24 protein-coding genes are annotated in these 21,708 nt (G+C 40.2%); 16 read left to right on the top strand and 8 right to left on the bottom strand.

Going from position 1 to position 21,708, the window contains the following annotated elements; genetic code table 11:
- Window positions 1–98: 98 nt before the first annotated feature.
- The 4 genes from D081_RS08555 to D081_RS08540 all read left to right on the top strand — a co-directional run bounded on the left by D081_RS08555 (window position 99) and on the right by D081_RS08540 (window position 5,165).
- Window positions 99–452 carry a hypothetical protein gene (locus D081_RS08555; RefSeq protein WP_085023777.1) on the top strand — a complete coding sequence of 118 codons (354 nt, stop codon included), beginning with the start codon at window positions 99–101 and terminating at the stop codon, window positions 450–452.
- A 392-nt stretch (window positions 453–844) separates the two neighbouring features.
- Complete coding sequence (locus D081_RS08550; RefSeq protein WP_085023776.1) at window positions 845–2,335, top strand: AAA family ATPase; 1,491 nt, start codon at window positions 845–847, stop codon at window positions 2,333–2,335.
- A gap of 11 nt (window positions 2,336–2,346) precedes the next feature.
- A complete protein-coding gene (locus tag D081_RS08545; RefSeq protein ID WP_085023775.1) occupies window positions 2,347–3,903 on the top strand; it encodes a hypothetical protein in 1,557 nt (518 codons plus the stop codon).
- Window positions 3,904–3,956: 53 nt separating this feature from the next.
- Window positions 3,957–5,165, top strand: a complete 1,209-nt coding sequence (locus D081_RS08540; RefSeq protein ID WP_085023774.1) for a hypothetical protein — start codon at window positions 3,957–3,959, stop codon at window positions 5,163–5,165.
- A gap of 224 nt (window positions 5,166–5,389) precedes the next feature.
- Here the strand turns inward: D081_RS08540 and D081_RS08535 are convergent, their stop codons facing one another.
- Window positions 5,390–5,740 (bottom strand): helix-turn-helix domain-containing protein, encoded by a 351-nt coding sequence (locus D081_RS08535; protein ID WP_085023773.1) that lies wholly within the window; start codon window positions 5,738–5,740, stop codon window positions 5,390–5,392.
- 199 nt (window positions 5,741–5,939) lie between these two features.
- Between D081_RS08535 and D081_RS08530 the strand changes: the two genes are divergently transcribed.
- The 6 genes from D081_RS08530 (at window position 5,940) to D081_RS08505 (ending at window position 10,597) form a co-directional block, all read left to right on the top strand.
- Entirely contained in the window at window positions 5,940–6,566 is a 627-nt protein-coding gene (locus D081_RS08530) for a hypothetical protein (RefSeq protein WP_085023772.1), read from the top strand.
- Between the two features lie 66 nt (window positions 6,567–6,632).
- On the top strand, window positions 6,633–7,973 hold the full coding sequence (locus D081_RS08525) for a ribosomal protein L7/L12 (RefSeq protein WP_085023771.1): 1,341 nt from the start codon (window positions 6,633–6,635) through the stop codon (window positions 7,971–7,973).
- 104 nt (window positions 7,974–8,077) lie between these two features.
- Window positions 8,078–9,073 carry a hypothetical protein gene (locus D081_RS08520; protein ID WP_085023770.1) on the top strand — a complete coding sequence of 332 codons (996 nt, stop codon included), beginning with the start codon at window positions 8,078–8,080 and terminating at the stop codon, window positions 9,071–9,073.
- Window positions 9,074–9,095: 22 nt separating this feature from the next.
- Window positions 9,096–9,545 (top strand): hypothetical protein, encoded by a 450-nt coding sequence (locus D081_RS08515; protein WP_085023769.1) that lies wholly within the window; start codon window positions 9,096–9,098, stop codon window positions 9,543–9,545.
- A gap of 78 nt (window positions 9,546–9,623) precedes the next feature.
- On the top strand, window positions 9,624–10,130 hold the full coding sequence (locus D081_RS08510; protein ID WP_085023768.1) for a hypothetical protein: 507 nt from the start codon (window positions 9,624–9,626) through the stop codon (window positions 10,128–10,130).
- Window positions 10,131–10,216: 86 nt separating this feature from the next.
- The gene (locus tag D081_RS08505; protein ID WP_085023767.1) at window positions 10,217–10,597 is read left to right on the top strand and encodes a hypothetical protein; all 381 of its coding nucleotides are present in this window, start codon (window positions 10,217–10,219) and stop codon (window positions 10,595–10,597) included.
- 385 nt (window positions 10,598–10,982) lie between these two features.
- Here D081_RS08505 and D081_RS08500 read toward each other — a convergent pair whose 3' ends face one another.
- On the bottom strand, window positions 10,983–11,780 hold the full coding sequence (locus D081_RS08500) for a PD-(D/E)XK nuclease family transposase (protein WP_085023782.1): 798 nt from the start codon (window positions 11,778–11,780) through the stop codon (window positions 10,983–10,985).
- Between the two features lie 292 nt (window positions 11,781–12,072).
- Between D081_RS08500 and D081_RS08495 the strand changes: the two genes are divergently transcribed.
- Both D081_RS08495 and fba read left to right on the top strand, forming a co-directional pair.
- A complete protein-coding gene (locus D081_RS08495) occupies window positions 12,073–12,462 on the top strand; it encodes a type II toxin-antitoxin system HicB family antitoxin (protein WP_085023766.1) in 390 nt (129 codons plus the stop codon).
- A 148-nt stretch (window positions 12,463–12,610) separates the two neighbouring features.
- Window positions 12,611–13,579, top strand: coding sequence for a class II fructose-1,6-bisphosphate aldolase (gene fba / locus D081_RS08490; RefSeq protein ID WP_085023765.1), 969 nt, complete (start codon window positions 12,611–12,613; stop codon window positions 13,577–13,579).
- 57 nt (window positions 13,580–13,636) lie between these two features.
- Here fba and D081_RS08485 read toward each other — a convergent pair whose 3' ends face one another.
- The 4 genes from D081_RS08485 to D081_RS08470 form a co-directional block, all read right to left on the bottom strand.
- Window positions 13,637–14,554: an RluA family pseudouridine synthase gene (locus tag D081_RS08485; RefSeq protein ID WP_085023764.1), complete on the bottom strand. Its 918-nt coding sequence runs from the start codon at window positions 14,552–14,554 to the stop codon at window positions 13,637–13,639.
- 1 nt (window position 14,555) lies between these two features.
- On the bottom strand, window positions 14,556–15,803 hold the full coding sequence (uraA, locus tag D081_RS08480; RefSeq protein WP_085023763.1) for a uracil permease: 1,248 nt from the start codon (window positions 15,801–15,803) through the stop codon (window positions 14,556–14,558).
- Window positions 15,804–15,927: 124 nt separating this feature from the next.
- Window positions 15,928–16,431: a hypothetical protein gene (locus D081_RS08475; RefSeq protein WP_085023762.1), complete on the bottom strand. Its 504-nt coding sequence runs from the start codon at window positions 16,429–16,431 to the stop codon at window positions 15,928–15,930.
- A gap of 7 nt (window positions 16,432–16,438) precedes the next feature.
- Window positions 16,439–17,437, bottom strand: coding sequence for a site-specific integrase (locus D081_RS08470; RefSeq protein ID WP_085023761.1), 999 nt, complete (start codon window positions 17,435–17,437; stop codon window positions 16,439–16,441).
- A 178-nt stretch (window positions 17,438–17,615) separates the two neighbouring features.
- Here D081_RS08470 and murI point away from each other — a divergent pair, with 178 nt between their 5' ends.
- Window positions 17,616–18,161: a glutamate racemase gene (gene murI, locus D081_RS08465; RefSeq protein WP_198941982.1), complete on the top strand. Its 546-nt coding sequence runs from the start codon at window positions 17,616–17,618 to the stop codon at window positions 18,159–18,161.
- On the top strand, window positions 18,148–18,342 hold the full coding sequence (locus D081_RS12830) for a hypothetical protein (RefSeq protein ID WP_198941981.1): 195 nt from the start codon (window positions 18,148–18,150) through the stop codon (window positions 18,340–18,342). Before murI ends, D081_RS12830 begins: the two co-directional genes overlap by 14 nt.
- Before the next feature lie 43 nt (window positions 18,343–18,385).
- On the opposite strand, the gene D081_RS08460 is transcribed toward D081_RS12830, so the two are convergent.
- Window positions 18,386–18,949: a chromate transporter gene (locus D081_RS08460; protein WP_085023760.1), complete on the bottom strand. Its 564-nt coding sequence runs from the start codon at window positions 18,947–18,949 to the stop codon at window positions 18,386–18,388.
- Between the two features lie 20 nt (window positions 18,950–18,969).
- Window positions 18,970–19,578, bottom strand: coding sequence for a chromate transporter (locus D081_RS08455; RefSeq protein ID WP_143272174.1), 609 nt, complete (start codon window positions 19,576–19,578; stop codon window positions 18,970–18,972).
- Between the two features lie 372 nt (window positions 19,579–19,950).
- Here D081_RS08455 and D081_RS08450 point away from each other — a divergent pair, with 372 nt between their 5' ends.
- Both D081_RS08450 and D081_RS08445 read left to right on the top strand, forming a co-directional pair.
- Window positions 19,951–20,184, top strand: a complete 234-nt coding sequence (locus tag D081_RS08450) for a hypothetical protein (protein ID WP_085023759.1) — start codon at window positions 19,951–19,953, stop codon at window positions 20,182–20,184.
- A 108-nt stretch (window positions 20,185–20,292) separates the two neighbouring features.
- The gene (locus D081_RS08445; RefSeq protein WP_085023758.1) at window positions 20,293–21,672 is read left to right on the top strand and encodes an amino acid permease; all 1,380 of its coding nucleotides are present in this window, start codon (window positions 20,293–20,295) and stop codon (window positions 21,670–21,672) included.
- Window positions 21,673–21,708: the final 36 nt, after the last annotated feature.

Raw genomic sequence — 21,708 nt, 5'->3', positions numbered from 1 at the left:
AGTAAACAAAACCTGCTGGGACATTTTGTATAATTGCGATAAGCAGATATATTCTACTTAAGGACAAGTTATATTGTAATGTCAAAGGGGTGGATATTATGATTAAACGGTTGTTTGTGATGTTTGCGATTTGTACATGTCTGTTTGCTTGTTCCGGTACCTCCTATGCTTATGAGGGTGAAAGCATAGAGGAATGCTTTGATCGGGTAGTATATCAAAATAGTTGGATTTGTCAGGAGCCAAGCCCAGGAACGGTTATTCCGCCTGAAAATATGCCTAAATTAATAAGAAATGCGCATATAACTTCATGTGATGTCCAGAGTGAGAATATGACCTTTACCTGTAATACCCAGTATTTGAGCAATCTGCATGGTGAAATAGTAAAAGGACACATGATGATTATATACAATGCAGAAGGCGAATGGGTTATAAAAATGGTTCGTTGGGGATAATGATTTGGAGAAATGACATGGAGAGGGGGATGACCCCTCTCTTTTTTATGCCTAGAATAGATGTAAATTGAGTTTTAATATTTTTGAAAAAATCCTGTTACAGCTAATTCCCATAACAGTATAGATTTGTGAGTTAGTGAATTACAAATCTTACATTACTTATCCGACAATCGAAAATGTTGGTAATAATGCAGGAATTTTTATAATTTATGTTGAAATAGATGGTTAAAACTTGTTATAAATAACTATTTGAAATGTTTGTTTTACACAAAGGTTATTTTTTGCTCGACAAAATATTGACGAATATTATCGGTTGAATAAAATCTAATCAATAATAATTATTTAAATTATTTGAAACGAAAAACTTGCATCAGAGAAGGAGGAAGATCGGAATGAATAAATTTGAGGATAACTTAATCCGTTTTATGGATGCAGGATTTCCTATTATTTATATTGACACCTTCGAGGAAAGCAAGGCTGTAAAATATGTGCAAAGTGCAGCCTGTGGACGGGTAATTATGGAATGGTCAGTAACCGGCTTTTGTGATTATGCAACTAATTCTGTATGCCCGGACTGGTCTTTGGCTGATACATTGAGATTTTTAATAAGTGATGCAAACAGCTGTCATCGTAGGGTACTGGTCTTGACGGATATTCATAGTTATCTGTCAGATCCGGTTGTAACAGCATTACTGAAATTATTAGCACAAAAGATTGTAAAGGGACTGGATGATTTTAATATTGTGATGGTTTCTCCAGTAGTAGTTATTCCTCCGGAACTGGAAAAATTTATGTCAATATTATCCATGGATTATTTAAGCCAGCCAGAGATAAAACAAGTGGTAAATGATTTTTGTGATGAACAGGAAATAGACAGGCTCAGCCCACAATTTTTGGATGAATTGTCAATGGCTTTAAAGGGGCTTACAGAATTTGAAATATGTAATATGTTGGCCATGGCTCTGACTGATGATGGTGAAATTACCAGTAGCGATATGGACCTCATTATTGAACAAAAACAACAGTTGATAAGAAAATCTGGCATATTGGAAATGATCCCGGTAAAAGAGGACTTATCCAGCATCGGAGGACTGGAAAATCTCAAAAATTGGCTTCAGCGAAAAGGAAAAATATTTAAGAATGTGGCAAAGGCTGAAAAGTTTGGTGTTGATATTCCAAAAGGTGTATTAATCGCTGGGATGCCGGGATGTGGTAAATCACTTAATGCCAAGGCTGCCGCAAAACTCTTTAATGTTCCGCTTTTGCGCATGGATATGGGGCGGCTAATGGGTAAATATGTTGGTGAGTCCGAGGCCAATATGCGTAAGGCCATAAAGCTGGCGGAGGCGATTTCTCCGTGTGTTCTTTGGATTGATGAGCTGGAAAAAGCCTTTGCTGGGGTAGGAGGTAACAGCGGAGCTTCCGATGTAACAACCCGACTTTTTGGAACATTTTTGACATGGCTGCAGGAAAAGGAAAGCCTAGCCTTTGTAGTAGCTACTGCAAATGATATTGAAAAGATGCCACCTGAGCTTATGCGTAAGGGTCGTTTTGATGAAATATTTTATGTCGGATTGCCAAACAAGAATGAGCGGGAAAAAATATTTGAAATACATATAAAAAAGCGTCGGCCAAACGACTTTAAGAAAATAGATATAAGTGCTTTGGCCAGTAAGACAGATGGTTACAGCGGAGCGGACATTGAAGGTGTAGTAAAGGAAAGTATAGAGGATACCTATGCAAATGAAAAAACCGAACTTACTACCCAGGCTATTAATGAAGCTATAAAAAATACCCACTCCCTAAAGGAAATAATGAAGGATAAATTGGAAAAAATGGATACTTTATATAAGGAGCGGAAATATAAAAATGCATCAGTATAGGGGGCGGTGCTATGGAGAATAAAATCGTAGATGCTGTGGAAGAAACACCTACAACACCTGATGAAATGGCCCAAAATCTTAAACCTATAATGCAGCGCTTTTTGACATCCTACAGTGAAAAAGACAGTAAACAATCTGATGAAGAATGGCTTAAACAACGATTTAAGGAGGAACTTCCGGAAAAATCCGAAGAAGAAATAGAGCGGATGAGTAAGGAGGTTATTTCAGAGGTACAGTCTTTTGATAGCAATTTAGCTGGACTGAACAAAGTTCGGGAAGCTGGAGGAACCAGTGAAGAATGGCTATGTAACAAATTAGAGGATGCGGCTGTAGGGTACAGCGTTACGGAATTTGGCCAATATTTGGCAAATGTGGAAAGTACGCTGGCCCAAAACAATCAGTTATTAATGGAAGCTGTTGCCACGAAAGGTGGCGCTACCAGTATGAATCCTAATTTAGATGGATTTATTGCAGAGCAGCTTCATGTAAATTCCTTTAATGCAAATGCTGCCTTAGAAAATCAAAGTTATCGGGCAGAGGTGTTGGTACCAGAACCCGGACAGGCCTATGGCAAAAACTCCATGGATATTTTGATAAGAGATGGCAACAAGACTCTGCACCAGTATCAAGCCAAGTTTGGTAAGGACGCCCAAGCTACTGCCGAGATGTTACGGCATGGAAATTATAATAATCAGCGCTATTTGGTACCCAAAGGGCAAGCTGAAGCCCTACAGGAGAAATTTCCGACTAAATCGGTTTCCGACCATATAGGTGGAACAGACCGTGTTTCCACTAAGTCTCAAGCCCTTTCTAAGGAGCAAGTAAAAAAAATACAAAATAGGGTGCAGGAAAAGGGTACTATTGTGGGGCAGGACTGGAATAGCTTTACCAATCGCCAGCTGGCTATGAATATTGGTAAACAGGCTGCAGTGGCTGGTATGGGGGCAGCTGCTTTGGGGACTGGCTTTCATTTGGCCTATAAAGTTTTTAAAGGTGAGGAAATAAAGGGCAGTGAAGTGGTACAGACTGCTTTAGTAACTGGTGCCGATGCTGGCGTAAAAGCCGCCACCGCCGGAGCATTAAAAGTGGGAGCGGAAAAAGGCCTTATTCCTCTACTGACAAAAGGTACCCCGTTGGGACTTATTACCAACATTGCTTGCGTTGGTATTGAAAATGCCAAGGTGATGTATAAATTGGCTAAAGGTGAGATAACTGGTTTGCAAGCGGCTGACTTAATGGGACGAACCACCACATCTATGGTAGGTGGACTGGTGGCCTCCGGATATGGAGCGGGCAAAGGATTTGCTATAGGTGGAGTTTTAGGTGGCCCAATAGGCGCAATCGTTGGCGGTATTGCCGGAGGCGCAGTAAGCTATATGGCTGGTTCGGCAGTTGGCAATATGGTATATAGTGGTGTTAAGAAAGTGGGTTCAGTGGCCAAAAGTTGTGCCAGTGCAGCCTGGAGTGGAATAAAATCTGTTGGCTCCGGTATTTTTAGTGGAGTGGGATCAGTATTTAGCGGTATTGGTAATGCTGTAAGTTCTTTTGGAGATTGGCTGTTTGGCTAATTGAAGGATGATTAATATTATTATTTATAAATATTACAAGGAGGATGCTTCTTATGGCTAAGAAAATCAAATTTGCATTGGAAATGGCTAACGGAGTACAAGTAAGAACTATTGAGGAATTGCGGGATAACTTTGATCAGGGCAAGGCCATGGAATATTTTGTTAATGGAAAATTAGTTGAATGGCTGGAAGATCGTTACTATGATGAGGAAGCAGAAGCCATTTCCGAGATAGAGGAAAATGCTCCGGATGCTGCAAAAAAAATCTGTAAGGCATTAGGCGTTGAATATAAGGATGATGGCAACGATATGGAGGATGCTATCAATGTAGCGGAAAAAACTGCCAAGCTAAAGAAAGTAACTAATGATGAGGCTATACTGAAAAATGCCGGCTATACAGCTTTTGATCAGGAGGATTTGGCTGATTTGCTGGATGCTGATGCCAAAACCATTTACCTCTATGGTGATGTTTTTAGTGTTCCTGTAAAAAGAATAAGTAATGTAAAATTCGTGGGTATACTGGAATCAGAACCTAAGATTAAATTGCCTAGCAGTTGCACTAAAGAAATGCTGGGAGAGAAAAAGATAGTATTTGAAGATGTATTATTACCGAAAGAATTTAGAGATGAAGTAGCGCCGGCTAAGTCGGAAGAAAATACTACAAATAGCATAAGAGAAGTTAGTGATGTTCAATTTAAAGTAATGAAAAAAGCCGTATATTCTGGCATGAAAAAAGTACAGCTTTCAAATACTATTTTGAATGATGAATATGATTTAACGAAAAATAAATTCTTTACGCTAGATGAATATGATGTACATGAAATTGATGATGAGATTGATGAAGCTGTTTATTATATGTGTGGCGATAAATACTCAAAGGATGATATCATATTGCTGGTAGTTGCAGAAGACTTTTCCTCCGGATTTGCATTTACGAGGGACGCCTTATGTATAATCAGTGATCTTGTTGATACATCTGATAAATATGAATATGTAACTAAGGCGATTATAAAATACTTTGACATTATAAGAGTAGATGGAGAATATGACGATGTCATAATAAATAAACTTAAAATCGGATTTAGTAAGTTGTATATGAACTGTAATTATGAAGATTTTGGACAGGTTATACTGAATGTGTGTAATGTCTTGAATGTCAAGGCTGGCAAGCAAATTCCAGATGGATATACGGAAGTAGATTTAAGTGGAGCTATAAACACGGTTAGCGCATTTTATGAATTAACAAATATTTTTAAAAAATAGCTTGTATAGCTAAAATGGAGCTGTAGTGTTATATAAAGATTTGTAATATTAAGGGCCAGTCGTTTTGACTGACCTTATCTTTAAAGTTAACGACGAACAGCAGATTTTAGCAAAAACACAAAGATTGTTTTTATCTTTAAAAACAAATAACCATAAAAATTGTCCCAGCGGGTAAACAAAACCTGCTGGGACATTTTGTATAATTGCGTTGAGTTGTAATGGCTCTATTGAGATTCATTTGGATGGTTTTCCTGATCATATACGGCATTAAGGGTGATATCCACAATATCCTTGCCGGAATCGCTTAAATCCAGATATTTCTGGAGCTGTCCGCTTATATGGGGAGATACTTCCCGTACCTTGCTTTCCAGTGTAGATTCCTCACGGCCAAGCAAGTAGTCGACACTGACATTAAACAAGACTGCCAGTTCATTGAGCTTTCGTACAGGTTTGATGTCGCCACTTTCGTACTTGTTATAGGCGGTTCGAGTGATACCAAGATATTTGGCTACATCTTCCTGAGAAAGCTGCTTTAACTTACGAAGCTCCCGCAGTCGGGACGCTATAATATCCATACGCAATCACTCCTTACTTTAATAAGTATAGGGGTTATTTTGCGTACGAAAAAGTCGTGAGTTTAAGTAAAAATATTCTTACTACTATGGCAGGATTTTTGTTATTTTACGTTGAAATAGTGAGTTAAAGTATACTAAACGAGATTAAAGTCGTAAGTAATAATTAATATCTTTATTATTATGAATGAAGGGATATGCTATGTGTAAGTGTATAAAGAACTCATGGTTTTATGGAATTGTTATGGGATTCGCGACAATTATCGTTATGACGGCGGTATTCACTAGCGTTGCAGTAGTAATATACTTTGTTCTGGGTAATATCCTAAGTTATATAGGTATTCCTACGGATGAAGTCAATATAGCATCTTTATTTGGGAATGTGCTTGCACTGACGACATTGGGTTATACTGCACTTAAAGTATATGAAAAAAGAAATTTTAGAAGAAAATTACAATACAAAAAGATTATTGCAAATGAGAGATTTCGGGAAAATTGGAAACTGGGGAAAGTTATTGCGGCTCTGCATGGGGCGGAACGAGCTATTTTAGAATTAAAGAAAAATAAGAGACGGGAGAAATTTATTTGTGAAATAGAGCAAAAATTATCGATGGTTGTAATGATGCTCAAAATTTATGGCCTATCGGACAGTTGTGATGAATTTGTCTATTTAGCTAAAAGAGTTAAATGTTGTGCTGGAAAAGATAGTGGAGATAGAGCAGAACTGCTATGTGATATATCCAATCAGGAAGATAAATGGGGCAGAAAATTATACAAGAGGCAGAAGTATGCTAAAAGAAAGGCAAAATGGAAGAAAAAATATAAATAGGGCAATAATATTTAAGTGTTAATTGATAATCATTATATGTACTACATGAGAGATGAGGTGACAAATATGGGCTTTTTTAGTTCAAACACCGAGGAACGTATATTAGGAAATTGTCTTTATTGTGGTAAACCCATGATAGGCAAAGTGGATAAAGATTCCGGCAAAATAGAAAAGAAGCCTGATGGCACGACGAAGGATGGAAAAGGATTTATTTGTAAAGAATGTTATGAAGCAAGAGATTTAATGTCATATGATGTTGAAGATAAAAATCTACCTGATTTGTTGGATTTTTTAAAAAAGAAAAACTTTGCGGATCCATATTCTTTTACTCCAACACATAAAATTCACCATTTGGCCAAATCTATTTCTCCAAGAAAAAAACTTATGTATTTAGAGGTAGATGAAGAAAATGAAATGATAAATATTCCTTATTATAAAATAGGATTCTTTTCTGATGATATGTTTGATGTTGTCTACAGATATGAGGATATTATTGATTTTAAGGTTATTGAAAATGGGCTTACCCTTACGGAAGGCGCTAGTCTGTTGGGGGCTGCCGTGGGTGGAATATTATTTGGTGGAGCCGGAGCTGTAGTTGGTTCTATGTTTGGTTCTAGGCAATCCAGTGGAGTTTGTAGGGAATTAGTCGTTAAAATTGTAACAAATGACATAAAAAATAATTCTAGATATATATGTATATTAGGACCAAATACGGAATTTAATGATAGCGATGGATATGAACATAACAGTAGTTTATATGGTGCGGCAGTGGCAAAAGCAGAGGAATGTTTATCTGTTCTGACGATTATATTACGTCGGAACAGAGAGCGGGCGAGTGCAGCAGCCATGAGTGCTATGACAAAAGTAATCGCTGGTAATAATACTCCTAAAAGTTTGGATGCTTCCGATTCAAATAAATGGACCTGTTCCTGTGGATCGACAAATATTGGTAATTTCTGTTCACAGTGTGGAGGCAAAAAACCAGATACATGGAAATGTGAATGCGGTAGTGTTAACACTGGAAATTTTTGTACTAACTGTGGCAAGAAAAAGGTAGACAAGTGGATATGTGATTGTGGTAGTGAAAACACGGGAAATTTTTGTACGCATTGTGGGAAAAAAGCTGATGATTGTTTATTGACAGCTCCTACATCAACTGGCGGGAATACCTCATTGAAAATCGAAGATTTGTATAACGTACGATTGGTTGGTGTCCCTGAGGATAAGGTAAATTTTATAAAGACTATCCGGTCTGAAATGATGGATTATGGTGTTTCACTCAAGGAAGCTAAGGAAATGGTCGATTCATACCCTATAGATATTGCAAATAATGTTCCGCTTGATAAGGCAAACAGATTAAAGGAGGAACTTGAAAAGCAAGGTGGTAAAGTGGTTGTTTTTAATTAATTATAAAACTTAAAAGCATAGGTACCTTCATTACTTGTAATGGATGGCCTGAGAAGAAATATTTTTTGCGATAAATATGTTATTAGTGAAAGGTAGATTTTCTTATGAAAAATAATATACTTGATGAATTGGCTAATATTTTGACTAAGTATCCAGCTGTTATTGCATCAGTAGTGTTGGTTTATGTTTTTTTAAGAGGTGATGGACTTTATGATTATGTAGGTAGTTTGTTAGCTATTGGTGCCCTGGTTATTTTAATTTTTTGTTTAAGAATAATGAAAATGCCAGATGAAACATGGTTAGAGAAAGAAAAAGAGAAGCGTTTACAGAATCCTTATTACAAAATCAAGGAAAAGCCTGCAAAGAATGTAATTATACTTGTTATTATTGCATCACTTGCAATGGGGGCTGGAGGTATTACATTAAAACACTATAACGGGGTGGTAACAACACAAGAACAACTGGAAGATCTAGACAAGAAAATTGCTTCATTAGATGAAAAAGATAGAGAAGCTTTTAACAGTGTCTACGATAAGAAATGGGATGGAACCTCTAAAGAAGTTAAATTCAAAAGGATGGCATATGACCAAATAAGGAAACAAGTAGCAGAAAGATTAGATTTGACTCATAAAATTGTAGCTTTGGATGAAAAGGGAAAAGCTATTTTTGATGGCTTTTATGACAGTAAATGGGATGGAACCCCTGATGAAAATAAATATAAGAAAGAGGCCTATAATAAAACCATTAACATAATTGAAGAAGAAAAACAAAAAGTTGAAGAAGAAAAAAAGGAACTTCAGAAAAAATATGATGATCAGGCTAAATATGAGGAGTGGGTAGCATGGAAAAAAGCAGAAGAGGCAAAGTCGGCCCAAGCCGCTGAACAACAACGTATAAAAGATAATACTATTTCTATGGGAGATTCTCCTTCCAAGGTAGAACGAGTGAAAGGTAGCCCTAAGAATGTAACCAAATCAACTAATGCGCTTGGTACGGTATTGGTTTATACGTATTTAAGAAATGGATACGATTACAGCAATGGAGTAGTTATTTATGAATTCGTGAATTCTGAATTAGTAAATATAACAGAATCACATTAAAGAAACAGGGAGGTATATAGTTATGAAAAAAAGTATTTCTATTTTATTTGCCGTTCTAACATTTCTATCATGCGCTTTATGTTGCGCCGAAATTTCGCCTAGCGAAGTTGCGTTAGGTGGCATAAAACTTGGTTCTTCACCTGAATATGTGAAAAGTGTTTATGGAGAACCAACCTCATATGATTATGGGGCTGGGAATAGTATTATTTACAATTATAATGGAACATTTAAAATCATGTTTGCTAGCGGAAAATATATGTATTGGATGGAAACAACTGCTAATAATGGAATTACAACTCCGAGTGGAATTGCCGTTGGGATGAATGCCTCAGTGTTGGATAGATATGGTGAAGCATATTACGATAAAATTGAAAATGGAGTACGCAAAAAGGCTTTCTGGGCACCAGGAAGGATTGTTCTTATTTTCAGTATAGTAAATAACAAAATCGTTTCCATAAGAGCAGAATGTTGAGCATGAAAAAGGGGAGCAAAATAATATCAAAATTTGTACATCACTTTAACAACAATAGATATCAATGGGGGTAATTGCATGAAAAAGTATGTAACTACATTTTTTGCTTTGCTTACTTTATTAATGTCACTTTCAGTTGCTTCGGCATATAGAGGTTATGACATATCAAATAGTGATTGGGACCACACATATCAAGGGATAATTCCGAAACATGCCCTGAGTGCCAGAGACTATGCTTATGGCCAATATCCACTGGTAGGAGCCAGCGAAGCCGGAACATATTATTTGGATACTTCCAGTTGCACTTACTATATTGACGGTGATGTGGCGGTAGTTAGCTGTATCGCTTATAAGGGTAGTGGTGGTGCTGCCCCAGATGGAAGCCCAGCTAAAATGAGTCCAGATACTTATAAATTTGCTACTGCTAAGCAGGATGGTCAAAGAGTGATATTTTTGTTAAGTATTGCCAAAAATTCCAATGGTGATGATGAAACCCAATGGATTTTTAAGCAGGATAATGGCTATCTGAAAAATTTGTTTTGGGAGACAGCCGATCATAGTGGATTGAGTAAAAGCCTAGACTGATTTTTATTGTGTCATATTAAGGTAAAGTGTTATAAGAGTATTCTAAATAAAATTAAATTCTGTTATACACTTGGAGGGATATAATCATGAAAAAATATATTCTGGGGATATTAGCTGTATTAACTGTTTATCTGGGAAGCACCATTTGTTTTATGCCTCAAGCTGAGGCTACTGATGTGTGGGTATGTGATGGATACTATATAGTCACGGAGTCAGTTGTATACGGAAATAAAACCTCATATTATGCTAAATTAAATGTTAAACGCGTGGCAAGGGATGGTTCCTTGCTTAACAATAGTCGTATGGAAATTAATAAAGATGGAGGTGATTGGTATTTTGCTTCCGAAGGGGAAAATAGAGGTTTAAGAGCATATGATTATGAATATACAACCGCTATTGTAAATTGGCTCATTGCACATAGAAGTGAAGCTCATCCAATAGGTAATGGTATGGAATTAGTATTCTAGTACAATGGAGGTTTGGATTATGGTAAAAAAGACTCTTGTATGTTTATTTTGAGTATCGTATTTGTTGCGGCAAGCTCATTAGTAACTTATACGCCATTAAAATATTCTATTGGTGAGGCGTCTGTTACGGTCAATTAGCAATACGGTCAAATTGGGCCATTGCGATTTGTGGCATACCAATGGATGAATAGATGTAGTTGTAAATTTCCGTCATGTCAATATCGTTCAAGTTGGGGAGATTCATGTACCGGCGAGGTTCTAAAGGGACATATTATGATTTTGTATGGTTCTGATGGTGGTGTGTTATCCAAGTTCGTCCGTTGGGGATAAAAAAATAACGCCAGGAGGTAGCAAGTAGCTACACTCCTGGCGTTTTTATGTGGAGTTATTTAGTTCGTTTAGCAAGCTCCTTGATACGGGTTTCTGGCAAGTGGGAATATTTAATGATTTCTTCCATAGGCTTGTTGTCACGGAGCATTTCTTTGGCGGTTGCTTCGCGTTCTTCGTTACGGGCTTCTGCCTGTAATTCGTTTCCAAATTTTTCCATTATTCCACACATGGCTTTAACTCCCTTCTCGTCATATTTGAAGAAATTGGCTCGTTTGGCCAGTTCAGGATAGTGCATTTTTGCTGGGTCTGCACAGAAGAAATCCTGCATTAGGAAGCCCAAGGCATCGTTACCTTTATGTTCTCCATTGACATAAATAATATGAGCAGCATCCAGGAAGGGCTGGTTTAGCTCGGTGATAACCCGCTCAATATGGTACATAGGAAGCTGAGCACCGAATATATCATTTTCAGTGATGAAAATAACCCAGATTTCAGGAAAATCTTTATACTCAGTATTTCTGTTGATTTCCCGTGAGTCAATAAGTGCGTTATTGAAACGGGCCCTCTTGGGATTAGCACCTTCGTCAGCTCGTTGAACTTCAACGTTGTATATTTTGCCATTACTATCCATGGCAATAACATCAAAACATACACCACGTCCATATAAGTTGCGGGCGGAACGCTGAGTAACAACCTCGTTGACAATGATATCATTTCGTTTGAAAAAGATGTTAAGCAATAACTGCATACATTCGTTACTGCCATCGAAACAGACATCAAAGAATGTATCATCAATTAGGCGGAATTGCCTAATCAGTTCAAGATATCTTTGGGGCGGGTCAAAGGTAAACATCTCCACATAACATCATCCTTTCTTAAAGTATAGCATATTTTGGAAAATGGAAAAATAGTATAATAGATGTTGTATAATGAAATTATATAGCATCTATTCTCAATATTCAATAATATATTATGCAATTATATTAAAATACATTACATTGTAAAATACCATGCTTATATTTTTATCTAAACTTGTTGGCTACACGCACCAGTGGTGTCCTAATTTATCATAAATGTTATTTCAGTACGTAATATTACGTATTATAATATGATACAAAGAAGGGATAAAACATGGAGGTATAGCTATGAATAGCAAATTATTCTACCCCGCTATTTTTGAACCTGAAGAAAAAGGTTTTTCTGTTTATGTACCGGATATTCCTGGATGTATGTCTCAAGGGGATAACCTTAATGAAGCTGTAGAAATGATTCAGGATGCCATTGGACTTATGCTGGAAGATGTTTCAGAGAGTGATTATCCTGCTGCTTCTGATCCATCTGCCATTTCATTAGAGGGCAAACAGTTTGTTATGATGGTATGTTTTGATAAATTGGCCTATGACAAGAAATATAATTCAAAGGCTATTAAGAAAACTCTATCCATCCCCGCGTGGCTAAATAAATTGGCTCAAGAACGGAATATCAATTTTTCAAATATATTACAAAATGCACTTATGCGGGAGCTTAATTTATAGGGATTAGAATAGATATTGTTTTTTCGTATTTATGCCAATTTTCGCAAAAAAAGTGTAAATTTAAAAGGCAATGTGCCTAGTATTTAAAGGGTTTGTATGCTATAATACGAAATAAGAGAAAATTCAACAGAGAGGGAGGTATAATAATATGCCATTAGTTGATACCAAAGAAATGTTTAAGAGGGCATACGAGGGTGGTTACGCCATTGGTGCCTTCAATGTAAACAATATGGAGATTGTTCAGGGAATTGTTGCTGCCGCTGAAGAAACTCAGTCTCCTGTTATTTTGCAGGCTTCTGCTGGTGCCAGAAAGTATGCTGGTGCTGAGTACCTGTTCGGTTTAGTACAGTCTGCTTTGAAGGTTAGCTCTGTACCTATTGCATTGCATCTCGACCATGGTGCAGATTTTGAAACCTGTAAGTCCTGTATCGATGGCGGCTTTACATCCGTTATGATTGATGGCTCCGCTCATTCCTTTGAGGCAAACATTGCCATTACCAAGGAAGTTGTAGAGTATGCTCATGCCCACGGCGTAGTGGTAGAGGGCGAGCTTGGTCAGCTGGAAGGCATTGAGGATGATGTCAATGTGGCAACAGGCAGCTATACTGATCCTGATGATGTGGAGGAATTTGTGTCCCGCACAGGTGTAGATTCCTTGGCTATTGCCATTGGTACCAGCCATGGCGCATTTAAGTTCAGACCAGAGCAGTGCACCAGAAACGACCAGGGTGTGCTTGTTCCGCCAGAGCTGCGCTTTGATATTTTAGAGGAAATTTCCCAGCGTTTGCCTGGCTTCCCTATTGTATTGCACGGTGCTTCCTCTGTTGTGCCTAAGTATGTAGAGATTATTAACCACTTTGGTGGTAACTTGAAGGATGCTATTGGTATTCCTGAGGATCAGCTTCGCAAGGCTGCCCGCAGTGCAGTTTGCAAGATTAACATTGATTCTGATATGCGTCTGGCCCTGACTGCCGGTATTCGTGAGCACATGGCCAAGTATCCGGAGCATTTTGATCCACGTCAGTATCTGAAGCCTGCACGCCAGAATATTCAGGATATTGTGGCTCACAAGATCAGAAATGTTCTTGGCTCCGATGGTAAGGCAATTGATGTTTAATAGTTGAATATTTAAACATAAAAATAAGGACCGGCCCGCTGGGCTGGTCCTTTTATGTTATTTGTAGAAGGCCTGTATCATGTCCTGGGGAATATCCGAATATACAGAAACAGTTTCCCCGTTAAGTGGGTTAAATACCTCCAAATGATAGGCATGAAGGGCCTGACGGCCGATTATATCATGATTTCCGCCATAGAGGTCATCACCTAACAATGGAAAACCAATAGAGGCCAGATGAACCCGTATTTGATGGGTACGGCCTGTTTTCAGCTCCAGCTTTATGAGGGACTTGCCGTTATTGACAGCAACTGTTTGGTAATGGGTTTCAGCGTATTGTCCATCGGGGCTGCAAATCCGCTGTATAATGCTGTCGGGATGACGGGCAATAGGCAGGTCAATTATTCCTTCCCGCTTTGGCATTATGCCGTCAATAAGGGCAAAGTAGCTGCGATGAAAGAATTTCTGGGTTATGTTATGCTCCTGCATATTTCCCTTCATTCGTCTGCCGGGCTGGGTAAGGGCACTCTGCAGCTGGGGCAGCTTGGCTACCACCACAAGGCCGGTGGTATTTCTGTCCAGCCGATGTACCGGGTGGAAGTCTATGTCTTGTCCCGTTGCCTGATAATAATATTTTAGGCCATTGCCCAAGGTGTTTGTGTGATCGCCCCCTGTGGGGTGTACCAGAATACCGTTGGGCTTGTTTAAAATAATAAGGTATTTATCCTCATAGCGGATATCCAGGGGCATTTTGGTAGGAACGATGGCTGATTCTTCTTCCAGAATACAGGTTACTTTGTCACCGGCAGCAACGGTGGCCATGGTGGCCTTTACGGCTTCACCGTTTACCAGAATTGTGCCGTTCCATTTCAGGCGGCGCCATAGACCATGGGACACACCGCAATGACTTCTAAGAAAAGCCCTGACCGAAACAGGGGTCAGGGCTTCATTATCCTTAACTTCGTAAGTGATGTTCATTTTATTTCTCACCGCGGAGCTTCTTGATTACATTGAAGCAGATGCTGAGAATGATAGCCACAACAGTGGCCAGGGACATGCCGGCCAAGGTAGTGGAGCCAATGGTGATGCTGGCAGTGGATACGCCGATACCGAGCACAATGGCGGTAAGCATCAGATTAATTGGCTGGTTGTAGTCAATCTTGGCATCTACCAGAACACGAATACCGGAAGCGGCAATAACACCAAAGAGCAGCATGGAAACGCCACCCATTACTGGTACTGGAATACTCTGAATTGCAGCGGCCAGCTTGCCGAAGCAGGACAGAAGGATTGCAAAGATAGCAGCACCGCCGATAACCCAGGTGGAGAATACCTTGGAGATAGCCAATACACCGATGTTTTCACCGTAGGTGGTGTTAGGGGTGGAGCCGAAGAAACCGGACAGGATGGTGGAGATACCGTTACCGATGATGGAACGGTCAAGACCAGGATCCTTGGTAAGGTCGGAACCAACAATGTTGCTGGTTACAAAGAGATGGCCCACATGCTCGGCAATAACTACCAGGGAGGCCGGCAAAATGATGGTAATAGCAGTAAGATTAAATTCAGGGGTATAGAAGGTAGGCAGAGCGAACCATGGTGCCTTTTCAATACCGCTGAGGTCAACAATGCCGAAGCAAAGGGAAATAACATAACCGCAGATGATACCGATGAGAATTGGAATGATACCCAGGAAGCCACGGAATACAATCTGGGCAAAGAGGGTAATTGCAAGAGTAGCAACTGCTACGATGATGCTGTTCATATCCGGCTCAGCCTCAGTGAGACCGGCCATCTTGGCAGCGGTAGGCATAAGCTCAAGACCGATAACAGCCACGATGGCACCCATGGCAGCCGGTGGAAAGATGAAGTCTATCCAGGCAGTGCCTACAGCCTTAACAATTAAACCAACCAGAACAAATACAAGTCCTACGGCAATGAAGCCGCCCAGAGCTGCCTCGTAGTTGAACTGACTCAATACGGCAAATACAGGGGAGATAAAAGCGAAGCTGGACCCCAGATAAGCAGGGATTTTACCCTTACAGATTATCAAGTAAAGCAATGTACCGATACCGTTAAACAGCAGTACAGTTGCAGGATTTACATTGAACAGGATTGGCACCAGTACGGTGGAGCCAAACATAGCAAATAAATGCTGTAAAGATAGCGGAATAGTTTTTGTAATAGGTGGCCTCTCATGGACCTGAATTACGCGATTCTCACTCATTAATAAAAACACTCCTTTAAAAATATAAACAAAAGTGGGCTTAAAAAACCCTATAAGACTTTAACACAAAAAAACAACTTGTCTATTAAAGATTTGACAAGTTGTTCATGTATACAAGATATTATTATTTATGCTGATCCTTCAGGTGATCCTTCCAGTATTCCTTATCCGGCTCGCTGAGGGGCAGTGACACCTTGTCGCCGTTATCGTAGGCAAACTGAATGGTGATAACCTCTGCCTTGCGCATGGAATCAAAGGATTCCGGCGGGAATTCCACAAAGAGCTTGTTGGTATTTTTTAAAGTGGTCTTGTCGTTATAAAAAGCGAAGGAATAGCTGGGTGGAGTCTGACGGACAGAGGCTTCCATGGTGTAGGTATCATCATCACAAATCAAAGTCATGGCAGCCAGCAGATTGGCACTGGAATAGCGGTAATCCTGTATGGTGAGGGTGGCGGAATTTACCTTGCCGTTTAAATCCACTCCGGTCTGGAAATCTATATCGCAGTAGCCGGAAAGATTATCAGCAGGACGATGGTCGAATACATAGGTAAATCCCCAGCCGAAGCCGCCCAAGCAGATTAAAAAGATACCGAAAACCATGAAAAACTTACTTGGTGATTTAGACATTTAAGTATTAATCCTTTCTACGTGTGGTTCCAAACATACGATTAAGAGGGTTCTCCTTGAAGAGATTACCCTGCTCAATGTAACGGTGAACCATTTTTTCAGATTTATGCCTGGTCTGTCTCATTATGGAAAGAGCATCCAGATCATGCTGGGCTGCACTGGTAGCAAAGCCACGGCGTAGGCTGTGGCCTGCAAAATCATCAGGATTCATACCAAGCATACCCATATATTTTTTGACAATCAGGGCTACGGCCTTATCAGAAAGCTGTGTTTCCCGAGGGTCAAGATTACGTTTAAAGCCTCTGAACAGAGGTCCTGACTTGATATTTGCTGCCTCTATCCATTCCTGAACAGCGGTAACTGCACAGGTGTGAGGGTCAGGAGCATAAGGAATGGCTATCTGGCTGCCGTGTCCCATCTGGTCTCCCTTGGATTGTGGAATAAAAATAACCATACCCTGAGGAGAAAAGGTGATATCTCTCATCTGAATAGCCACCAGCTCTGAGCGGCGAAAGGCACCGGCAAAGCCAAGAAAAATCAGAGCTTTGTCACGAATGGATACCAAATCACCGGCATCAAAAAGGTCAGCCAGCAGAGACATGGTTTCCATAAGAATAGGGGCCTTGCCATGCTGGAAGGTGCCCTTTTCACGGCGTATGGCCTGCATAGCATTACGTACCATGCCGTCCTTGGCAGGATTATTGTCATGAAAGCCGGCGGCAATGTGGTTTTCAGAGATGGCTGTTATGCGTCTGGAAACCGTATTGGCATGGGCATGGTCTGCCAGATCATTAACGTAGTTAACGATGGTTTCCGGAGTGCATGGCAGAGCAGATACCTCATGGGCCTCGCACCAGTCCGTAAAGTCATTCCAGTCGGCAGAATAGGATTTCAAGGTGTTGTCAGCCTTGGATTTCCTCATTCGTCGCTTACTTTTGGCAGACAGCATGACATTTTGGTTTATATTGTCATTTTTATAAAGAAAAAAATCATTGCGCACATTCATAAACAATTCACCACTCATATTTTATACAAGAAAACAGGGTAAATCAATAGCAGTGCCTTTATCAAGGTGACTTATGGGTGTATAATGTAGTAGTTATTAACGAATATGAAAGGTTCTTGATAAAATGACATCGGAAAATCCTATTGGGATAATGGATTCAGGCATGGGAGGCATCAGTGTGCTTCGGGAAATTACCAAGCTGATGCCTAATGAAAGCTATATATTTTATGGAGATTCCAAGAACGCACCCTATGGCAGCAGAAGCACCGAAGAAATTTATCAGCTTACGTCCAATGTAGTGGACAGGATGCTGGAACGTGGGGTAAAGGCTGTGGTTATTGCCTGCAATACCGCCAGCAGTGCCGCCGGAAAACGTCTGAGGGAAAAATATCCCCAGCTGCCAATCATTGCCATTGAGCCTGCACTGAAGCCGGCGGTTATCAGCTGCCCGGGAGGCCGGGTGCTGGTACTTGCCACCGAGGCCACCCTGAGGGAGCAGAAATTCGCCACCTTGATGGAGGCATGGAAGGACAGGGCTGAAATTATTAAAATGCCCCTGCCGGGACTCCCCGAATTCGTGGAACGGGGAGAGCTGGATTCTCCTGCCCTGCGGGAGTTTCTTATGGGTTATTTCAGCAGGCTGGAGGGCAAAAAAATTGATGGAGTAGTCCTTGGCTGCACCCATTATCCTTTTGTCAGAAAAGTTATAAGTGAGCTTTTTTAATAATGAGGTTAAGATATTTGATGGTGCTGCCGGTACTGCCAGACAGCTGAGAAGACGGCTTCACTCCAGAAATCTGCTTAATTCGTCTGCTAAACAGGGGAGCATTACATGGCTTAACAGCTCCGATGACCCTAAGATGCTTGAGCTGTCCCAAAAGCTTTATAATTTGAAATTAGATTAAAAAAAATAGGCTGATAACAGCCTATTTTTTACGTTATTCAGAATCACATAATAAGTCCCAGCAGTAGGCCTATAACGCCACTGCCAAAGAGCAGGGTAATGACACTGACCTTCTTTTTTACAGCAATCATGGCAATTAATATAATAATGATTCCTTTTATATCAAAGTCTGCAAAATTTGTTGGTATGGTCTCTGTATCCCATACGGAAAGCCATATAAAGCTAAGACCAGCGGTACAGATAAGAGCCACAACCGCAGGGCGGAGCCCGTTCAGGGTTCCCTTGATGACACTGAGATCACCGTATTTTTTCATCAGATAGGTTATCAGCAGGCACAGAATAAGGGATGGAGTGACAAAGCCCAGGGTGGCCACAATGGCACCGGGAGTACCGGCAATTTTCGTGCCTACAAAGGTTGCAGCATTTATTCCTATTGGTCCCGGAGTCATCTGGGAAATGGTAAATATATCAATGAATTCCGTCATGGTAATCCAGTGATAGTCATCGACTACAGCCGCCTGAATCCAGGGCAGTGAGGCATAGCCACCACCAACGCAGAAAAGGCCGATTTTGCAGAATTCCCAATATAATAGAATTAATATGTTCATTTTATGTACTGGCCTCCTTCTTAGTTGTACTTAGGATCTCTCAGCAGCAAAAGACCGATAATCGCATCCACAAGAACGCAATACATAGGATTTACATTAAAGCAAAGTGATGCCACAAAGGTTCCAACTGCAATTAATATTGGAAGCAACAGCTTCTTTTTGAACAGCTTGTTCACCAGATTAAGTCCCACATCGATAATTACCGCTGTGGCACCGCACTGCATGCCCTTTAGAATCAGCTGCACATAGTAGTTATGGGCAAAAAGGTCATAGAAAAAGGCAATTATGGTAATAGTAATAAGGGGAGGCAGTATCGTTGCCAGAATGGTTACCATTGTACCCATCAAACCGGACATTTTATACCCCAGCATAATGGAGGCATTAACAGCCATTATTCCCGGCAGTGACTGGGCAATAGCGGTTATATCCAGGGTATCCTTGTCATTGATCCAGCCGTATTCATCCACAAATTTTTTCTTCAGCAAGGGAATGATGACCATTCCGCCGCCTACAGTAAAGGCACTGATGAGAAAGGTGGATTTAAAAAGCACCCAGTAAAAGTGACGGGTGCCGGGTACTATATTTAGTTTGCCAGCGGCTTCCTCCAGCATTTTGTTTTCTTCTTCCATTGTCCTGCTCCTTTTAAAATTCGTCATACCTTTGTAATAATTATATACGATTAGGTAATCTAATTGCAAAGATAAAGACAAAATAAAAGAAGCCCCTTGGAGATGAGGGGCTTCTCACGGAGAAGGAATGATAATGGGATCTACATCAAGGTAATCTTCGCGTAACAAGCAATTGGAGAGGTTTGTCTGTTACTTTAACCTTGATTAGCTTTCAATAGGAGAAAAAATACTCTCCTTTGATGTAGGATAATACTACTATTTATAAATTAAATAAAAATGAAACAAAGATTAAAATAAGATTAGAAAATACTAAAGGTTCAATTTTGATGATACAATAGGTTAAACAAGTATTATGGGAAGGGACGAAAAATTATGAATATCTTAAAGCTGTGTCTGGTAGCAGTGCTGGTATTTTGGTTAATTTCCGAATTTGCACCTGAAGATGTGTCAGCTGTAACCAGCATGCTGGGAATTGCCGTGGCAGTTGTGGCCATGATCCTGTATAACAAAAAGCAAAATTCCGATGATGAACAGGGAGAGTATGGCGACTCTGATGACTATGATGATGACTACGAGGAGGACAAGCTGTCAGACAGCAAAAAATAAATCTATAGTATTATGGTCTGAAACGTGGTATAGTTAACAGGATATTTGCTCACTGTAAAATGATAGTGAATGAAAGGTTGTGTTAGTGAGGCAATGGAAGAAAAAGGAATGAACAGGGGATTGAAGAATCGCCATTTGCAGCTTATTTCCTTAGGCGGTGTAATTGGCAGCGGATATTTCCTTGGTACCGGTTATATTCTGGAAAAAGCAGGACCAGCTGCAATAGTTTCCTATTTATTGGGAGGAGCCATTGTACTGTGTGTCATGCTTTGTTTGGCAGAATTGGCGGTAGCAGAACCTATAGCGGGCTCTTTTGTAACGTATGCCAGAAAATATATTAATCCTACTTGGGCGTGTGGTGTAGGCTGGACGTATTGGGTCACATGGGTTTCCTATGTCCCGTCAGAAATGATTGCTGCCGGCATTATAATGAACAATTTCGTGCCGGAGGTCAGTCAGCTTTGGTGGGCTGTTCTTTTTTGTCTTCTGGTCACGATAGTGAACCTGTTTCAGGTTGATAAATTTGGCGAAAGCGAATTTTGGCTGGCGATCATAAAAATAATAGCTTTGTTGGCTTTCGTTTTGGTAGGTATCCTTATTATTTTAGGTATTATTGGTGATCAGGGTTACCTTGGTACCACGCTTCTCCTTGGAAGTGGGGGCTTTACGCCAAACGGCTACTGGGCCATCATTGTAACCATGACCATTATTCTTGTTAATTTCCAAGGAACGGAAATCATCGGTCTTGCTGCCGGTGAATGTGAGAACCCGGAGGAAAGTATTCCTCTGGCTGTCAGAAATGTTACCTGGAGAATTATCGCTTTATATATTATTCCAATATCAGTTTTGATTTCTATTTTGCCTTGGGATAAGGCAAGCCTTGAAGAAAGTGTTTTTGCTGTGGCTTTGTCCCAGTACGGATTGGACAAGTTTGCCGCATTCTTTAGCTTTGTGGTGCTGACAGCAGCCCTGTCCTGTACCAATTCCGGCCTTTATGGAACCAGCCGTGCCCTTTATTCCTTGTCAAAGATAGGCATGGCTCCGAAAAAGCTGGCCAAGCTGAATAAAAACGGTATGCCGCAGAATTCCGTGGTGGTTACCATTGCCACCTGCTGGCTGATTATTCTGCTTTACAGCTTTGATACCAGTGATATGGCCTATACTTACCTTCTTTCCCTTTCAGGATTTACAGGGGCCATAGCCTGGATTTCCATTTGCTGGAGCCAGTACAATTTCCGCAAGCATTGCGAGGTCAGAAACTCTGTGGATAGACTTCGCTATAAGACGCCGTTTTTCCCGTTTGTTACCCATTTTGGTATCTGGGCACAGATCATCAGTATTATTATTGTGGCATCTGAGCCGGAGCTTCGGGAGACCATTTATCTGGGTGTGATCAGTCTTATTATTCCTATGGTAATATATAAAATTGAGCATAGCCGCTGGAAGCGAAAAAAGAAGAAACGCGTTATGCAAATAAAGAATAGCTGAATATGCCTGAGCCCTTTTCGGTAGATGTCTGAGAAG

The sequence above is a fragment of the Anaerovibrio sp. JC8 genome, from assembly GCF_002100115.1.
Taxonomy (GTDB): Bacteria; Bacillota; Negativicutes; order Selenomonadales; family Selenomonadaceae; genus Anaerovibrio.
The sequence above is the reverse complement of the archived record's forward strand: the minus strand, read 5'-3'. Positions and strand labels throughout refer to the sequence as shown.

Coding starts and splice junctions, on each gene's coding strand:
- D081_RS08555 (WP_085023777.1), top strand. CDS start 99: ATGATTAAACGGTTGTTTGTGATGTTTGCGATTTGTACATGTCTGTTT.
- D081_RS08550 (WP_085023776.1), top strand. CDS start 845: ATGAATAAATTTGAGGATAACTTAATCCGTTTTATGGATGCAGGATTT.
- D081_RS08545 (WP_085023775.1), top strand. CDS start 2,347: ATGGAGAATAAAATCGTAGATGCTGTGGAAGAAACACCTACAACACCT.
- D081_RS08540 (WP_085023774.1), top strand. CDS start 3,957: ATGGCTAAGAAAATCAAATTTGCATTGGAAATGGCTAACGGAGTACAA.
- D081_RS08535 (WP_085023773.1), bottom strand. CDS start 5,740: ATGGATATTATAGCGTCCCGACTGCGGGAGCTTCGTAAGTTAAAGCAG.
- D081_RS08530 (WP_085023772.1), top strand. CDS start 5,940: ATGTGTAAGTGTATAAAGAACTCATGGTTTTATGGAATTGTTATGGGA.
- D081_RS08525 (WP_085023771.1), top strand. CDS start 6,633: ATGGGCTTTTTTAGTTCAAACACCGAGGAACGTATATTAGGAAATTGT.
- D081_RS08520 (WP_085023770.1), top strand. CDS start 8,078: ATGAAAAATAATATACTTGATGAATTGGCTAATATTTTGACTAAGTAT.
- D081_RS08515 (WP_085023769.1), top strand. CDS start 9,096: ATGAAAAAAAGTATTTCTATTTTATTTGCCGTTCTAACATTTCTATCA.
- D081_RS08510 (WP_085023768.1), top strand. CDS start 9,624: ATGAAAAAGTATGTAACTACATTTTTTGCTTTGCTTACTTTATTAATG.
- D081_RS08505 (WP_085023767.1), top strand. CDS start 10,217: ATGAAAAAATATATTCTGGGGATATTAGCTGTATTAACTGTTTATCTG.
- D081_RS08500 (WP_085023782.1), bottom strand. CDS start 11,780: ATGTTTACCTTTGACCCGCCCCAAAGATATCTTGAACTGATTAGGCAA.
- D081_RS08495 (WP_085023766.1), top strand. CDS start 12,073: ATGAATAGCAAATTATTCTACCCCGCTATTTTTGAACCTGAAGAAAAA.
- fba (WP_085023765.1), top strand. CDS start 12,611: ATGCCATTAGTTGATACCAAAGAAATGTTTAAGAGGGCATACGAGGGT.
- D081_RS08485 (WP_085023764.1), bottom strand. CDS start 14,554: ATGAACATCACTTACGAAGTTAAGGATAATGAAGCCCTGACCCCTGTT.
- uraA (WP_085023763.1), bottom strand. CDS start 15,803: ATGAGTGAGAATCGCGTAATTCAGGTCCATGAGAGGCCACCTATTACA.
- D081_RS08475 (WP_085023762.1), bottom strand. CDS start 16,431: ATGTCTAAATCACCAAGTAAGTTTTTCATGGTTTTCGGTATCTTTTTA.
- D081_RS08470 (WP_085023761.1), bottom strand. CDS start 17,437: ATGAATGTGCGCAATGATTTTTTTCTTTATAAAAATGACAATATAAAC.
- D081_RS08460 (WP_085023760.1), bottom strand. CDS start 18,949: ATGAACATATTAATTCTATTATATTGGGAATTCTGCAAAATCGGCCTT.
- D081_RS08455 (WP_143272174.1), bottom strand. CDS start 19,578: ATGGAAGAAGAAAACAAAATGCTGGAGGAAGCCGCTGGCAAACTAAAT.
- D081_RS08450 (WP_085023759.1), top strand. CDS start 19,951: ATGAATATCTTAAAGCTGTGTCTGGTAGCAGTGCTGGTATTTTGGTTA.
- D081_RS08445 (WP_085023758.1), top strand. CDS start 20,293: ATGAACAGGGGATTGAAGAATCGCCATTTGCAGCTTATTTCCTTAGGC.